Origin of the sequence: Pseudoalteromonas sp. S558 (genome assembly GCF_005886635.1) — a bacterium.
Lineage (GTDB): Bacteria > Pseudomonadota > Gammaproteobacteria > Enterobacterales > Alteromonadaceae > Pseudoalteromonas > Pseudoalteromonas aliena.
In genome coordinates, this window is the sequence record NZ_PNDU01000360.1 from 1 (window position 1) to 4,679 (window position 4,679).

Below are 4,679 nucleotides of genomic sequence, written 5' to 3' on the forward strand. Positions count from 1 at the left end.
TTTTCAACTATAACTAATGAATAATTCCAAGAGGTTGTAGTGAAAATTAATGCTCGCCCAAGGAAAATACTAAATTATCAGACAGCTGAAGAAGTCTTTATTAATTAGTGATTTAAGGTTTGGTGCACTTGGAACCTGAATTCGGGTTTCATAAGGTGTTTTGTAGCCGTATCTGACTATATTATCTAGAGTAGAAAAGTACTTAATTAGCGCATGCTTATGATGCGCTAATGCAGTCAATGGCTATTAAGAGTCACAGCCTAATTTGGTTTTCAAAGCCTTTACTATAACTGGGTCTACAAATTCGCTGACATCACCGTTGTGACGTGCCACTTCTTTAACAAGTGTTGAGGAAATAAAAGAGTTTCTCTCTGCTGGGGTTAAAAATACACTTTCTAAATCGGGGTTGAGGCGGCGATTCATATTAGCGAGTTGAAACTCGTAATCAAAGTCAGACACCGCTCTAATTCCACGAATCAATACATTGGCGTTATTATCTCTTGCTAAATCTGCCAGCAGCCCTGAAAAACCAATTACTTTCACGTTATCTAAATGACTTAAAATGGTGTTGGCCAGCTCCACACGTTCCTCAAGACTAAAACAAGGTTTTTTACTTGGGTTATGCGCAATAGCGACTAATACGGTATCAAACATTTTTGCAGCACGCTGAATAAGGTCAGTATGACCGTTTGTAAGCGGATCAAAAGTGCCAGGGTAAATTGCAGTTATGTTCATAATATTCACTATTTATTATTTTAACGTTAGTTTAACAGTGTTTTTTGCACAAATCAGCAATTGCAAATAGCAATACTTCAAAGGGAATATGTGGGGTGGGAGTGTTATATGGTAGATATTTGTTTATACTGCATAGCCTCTTTTTTAGTGTAACGTAGCCCTTAGATAATTTGAGTATTAGCATATGAATACCAAGGACAAAATAATACACACCAGTATTTCGTTATTTAACGAACAAGGTGAACGTGCAATATCGACCAATCATATTGCGTCACATTTAGGGATGAGCCCTGGTAATCTTTACTATCATTTTAAAAATAAAGAAGACATTATTCGTCATATATTTGCACTTTATCGTGATCATTTAAGCACTCACTTTAAACCAATTAATAAAGACGATGATGCTTTTAGCCATTTAACAGCCTACTTAGACTCGTTATTTGAATTGATGTGGCGATATCATTTTTTTTACGACAATCTAGGTGATATTTTATCGCGAGATGCCTATTTAAAGCAGGCCTATATTGACTTTCAATTAGAGTTATTAGAGCAGGTGCGTAAGATTATTCTTGGTTTACGTGATAGTGAAATGATTGCTATAGATGAAGAAGATGCTATTGAGCTGGCTCACACACTAAAGCTTACAGTAAGTTTTTGGACGCCTTATATTAAAGCGCGTAGATTAAGTGGGACACTGTTAGAGCAAGATATTTATCATGGCATTTTAAAAGTACTGACATTATTTAGAGCTTACAGTACGGATAAAAGTATTAATAAGCTTAATCAGTTAAGAGATAAATACACTGAGTTAGCACAACATGCCCAAAGTGATATCTAACGATTGAGTTTTGGTTATTTCCTAGACGCTGAATTTTTTGTTATAATCGCGCGCCAAATGTCTGGGAGCGCGAATTCCCGCAGTCTAAGAGTGAACTATGCTTAAATTTATCGTCAAACTACACCCTGAAATAGCCATTAAAAGCCGTTCAGTCCGTAAACGCTTTACTAAAGTGTTAGAAAATAACATTAAGATTGTATTGCGTCGTGTTGACGAAAAAGTACAAGTAAGAAATAACTGGGATAATATTTCAGTGGTTACCAAGCTTGAAGATGCACAAGTTCGCCTTGAGTTTATCGACAGCCTTAAACGCATACCTGGCATTGTTCAGTTTATTGAAGTAACCGAAACGCAGTTTGAAACACTAGATGATATCTATCAAAAAACCATCGCTTTAGTTGGTCATACTATTGTAGGTAAAACCTTTTGCGTGCGTGCTAAGCGCATAGGGCAACACGACTTTACCTCAACTGATTTAGAGCGCTATGTTGGCGGTGGATTAAACCAGCACATTGAAGGCGCAAGCGTTAAACTTAGCCGCCCAGAAGTAACAATACGCCTAGAAGTAAAAGACGATAAAGCTTACATTGTTTCGCAAACGCATTTTGGTATGGCGGGCTTCCCGTTGCCAACTCAAGAAGATGTACTTTCGCTGATGTCTGGTGGTTTTGATTCGGGCGTAGCAAGCTATCAAATGATTCGAAAAGGCGCGCGTACACACTTTTTATTCTTTAATTTAGGTGGCGCAGCGCACGAAATTGGTGTTAAACAAGCAAGCTATTTTTTATGGAAAAAATACAGTTCAACACATAAAGTTAAATTTATAACTATTGATTTTGAACCCGTTGTCGCTGAAATTTTAGAAAACGTTGAAAACAGCCAGATGGGTGTCGTGCTGAAGCGTATGATGATGCGCGCGGGGAGTGTTGTAGCGCAAAAGCTAAACATTCAAGCACTTGTTACCGGAGAAAGTATTGGGCAAGTATCTAGTCAAACATTAGCTAATTTAAGCGTGATTGACCGTGTTACTGAAACGCTTATTTTGCGCCCGCTTATTCAAAATGACAAACAAGAAATTATTAACCTTGCTCGCCAAATTGGTACCGCCGAAATGGCCGAAACGATGCCAGAATACTGCGGTGTTATTTCTAAAAAGCCGACTGTTAAAGCCAAAATTGAAGTAATAGAAGCCGAAGAAGAAAAGTTCGACTTTGATGTGCTTGATACGGTGGTAGATAATGCACGTATAATGGATGTGCGCGATATCGATGTTGAGGCTAAGCAAGAGCTAAAAGAAGCTGAGTCAGTTGCTGATTTACCTGCGGGCGCGGTTGTTGTTGATATTCGCTCGCCAGAGGAAGAAGACGCATCGCCACTTGAGATAGACGGAGTTGAAGTTATACACTTACCATTTTTTCGCTTAGCAACTAAGTTTGGTGATTTACCAAAAAATACGGACTATTATTTATATTGTGATAGAGGCGTAATGAGCCAGCTACAGGCACTTATGTTGCACGAGCAAGGCTTTGATACCGTAAAGGTTTATCGTCCATAAAAGTTAAAAATTGATATAAGCGTGGTTTATACCACGCTTTTTTTTGCCTGAATTTTAGCTAATAACTGATTATTATAGGGGGTTTTAATATTATAAACTTTACCCTGTTCATTAATATAACCACACATTGCTGTTATTTCAGTTGGCCTCTCGTTAATCACATCTTGTTGCATGGAAGAGTAATTTTGCGCTGTTAGTTCCATTACGTTATAGGCTGTAGTTAGTGCATTAATTAAAGGAATATTAAGGCCTTGTGCTTTTGCAATGTTACACGCTTCAGTGAGTAAATTGATGATCATTGAATTGTATTGGGGATCGCGAAGTTGGCCATTTTTAACGTTATGTAATGCACTTAATGGATTTATGGCAATATTAACGAATAGTTTCTCGAATCGTAGTTGTTGTATGTTGCTTGTAGCGTGTAGCTTTGGAATACTTTTTAAAGTGTTAGCCATAGTTGATATGTTTTTAAGTGCTAAACTATTGCAGCCACCAATTACACTTTGGCCTTCACCGGTATGTTGCACAATGTATTGATTCGATTTAAAGCCTGCCATACTTGTTGTTAAAAAGTAGAGAGCTTGGCTTGGGATTAATTCTGACTTTAATTCTTCAACATTACCCATGCCATTATGTGAAAGTACTATATTTGTGTACTCAGTTAAGTAAGGCTTTACCTGCTCAAACGCGCTTTGCACTTGAAAAGCTTTCACAGTCATTAATATCACGTCAAATTTTGGTTGTGCAGCTAGTTGATTTAGTGAGATGAAGCGGGCATTTATTTTTTGTGAGGCACTGTTTTTACGACTATAAAAGCGCGTATTATTTGTAGCTTTACGTGTTAAAACATAAACGTTGTGTTGGTTACTTAAAAAATGACTTAAAAGTAAACCAATTGCACCATCACCAACAACAAGAATATTAGTCATAAGGATTCTTTTTGCGAGGAGTAAAAATCACTCTGAGTAAAAAATAGCTAGCTGCACCTGCAAAATCGGCAATAAAATCACCTATAGATGCTTGCCTGTAAGGAAGGGCATCTTGCATTATTTCGATGCAAGCGCCATAACCTGCTAGTAACAATATTTGTGCGTATAAAGGTAGCTTAAATGCCTTATCCATTATTATGGCAAGTACGAAAAAAATCCCAAAGTGAGCTACTTTATCAATATGAGGGAATAAATTTGTAACCCCTCCTTTTATTTCTTTGGCAAATAAAAAGGTAAACGCTACGATACTGATCAAAAAAATTGCTTGATAAACACGCCTTGTCACGACAAATCCTAAAATCGCTTAAAAAAGAGACCGAAGTATATCAAACTAATTTAGTATCGCACCTGAACAAGATGCAGAAAAATGTAAAGATTTATTATTTTAGCGTTATAATTGCGGCATAAATTAAGATTATACCAATTGCATTAAATTAGTGATCTATTATAGCGATAAGAAAATAGCTCAATAACAAGACTAAAATTATGATACATAGTTGTTCTATATAAATAATTTTTAACGTCGTTAGTGAGTTATTTAATACGCTAGAATGATCATGTT

General features: G+C 36.7%; 5 protein-coding genes and 1 pseudogene. 3 read left to right on the forward strand and 3 right to left on the reverse strand.

The genetic code is table 11. The features are described from left to right. Positions 1–108 (forward strand): annotated as a pseudogene (locus CWB66_RS23230) (IS30 family transposase); the annotation flags it as partial. Between the two features lie 138 nt (positions 109–246). On the opposite strand, the gene coaD reads toward CWB66_RS23230, so the two are convergent. Then, a complete protein-coding gene (coaD, locus tag CWB66_RS19245) occupies positions 247–735 on the reverse strand; it encodes a pantetheine-phosphate adenylyltransferase (RefSeq protein WP_138586620.1) in 489 nt (162 codons plus the stop codon). Between the two features lie 184 nt (positions 736–919). On the opposite strand from coaD, the gene CWB66_RS19250 reads away from it, so the two are divergent. Next, positions 920–1,573, forward strand: coding sequence for a TetR/AcrR family transcriptional regulator (locus CWB66_RS19250; protein WP_077535755.1), 654 nt, complete (start codon positions 920–922; stop codon positions 1,571–1,573). Between the two features lie 97 nt (positions 1,574–1,670). Beyond that, positions 1,671–3,128, forward strand: coding sequence for a tRNA uracil 4-sulfurtransferase ThiI (gene thiI, locus CWB66_RS19255; protein ID WP_077535754.1), 1,458 nt, complete (start codon positions 1,671–1,673; stop codon positions 3,126–3,128). Between the two features lie 26 nt (positions 3,129–3,154). On the opposite strand, the gene CWB66_RS19260 is transcribed toward thiI, so the two are convergent. Beyond that, entirely contained in the window at positions 3,155–4,057 is a 903-nt protein-coding gene (locus CWB66_RS19260; protein ID WP_138586621.1) for a ketopantoate reductase family protein, read from the reverse strand. Beyond that, on the reverse strand, positions 4,050–4,403 hold the full coding sequence (locus tag CWB66_RS19265; RefSeq protein WP_077535752.1) for a VanZ family protein: 354 nt from the start codon (positions 4,401–4,403) through the stop codon (positions 4,050–4,052). The genes CWB66_RS19260 and CWB66_RS19265 overlap by 8 nt, the downstream gene beginning before the upstream one ends. Positions 4,404–4,679 lie beyond the last annotated feature (276 nt).

What these genes read in the sequence shown, in the direction of transcription:
- coaD (WP_138586620.1), bottom strand. Translation starts at nt 735, where the DNA reads ATGAACATAACTGCAATTTACCCTGGCACTTTTGATCCGCTTACAAAC.
- CWB66_RS19250 (WP_077535755.1), top strand. Translation starts at nt 920, where the DNA reads ATGAATACCAAGGACAAAATAATACACACCAGTATTTCGTTATTTAAC.
- thiI (WP_077535754.1), top strand. Translation starts at nt 1,671, where the DNA reads ATGCTTAAATTTATCGTCAAACTACACCCTGAAATAGCCATTAAAAGC.
- CWB66_RS19260 (WP_138586621.1), bottom strand. Translation starts at nt 4,057, where the DNA reads ATGACTAATATTCTTGTTGTTGGTGATGGTGCAATTGGTTTACTTTTA.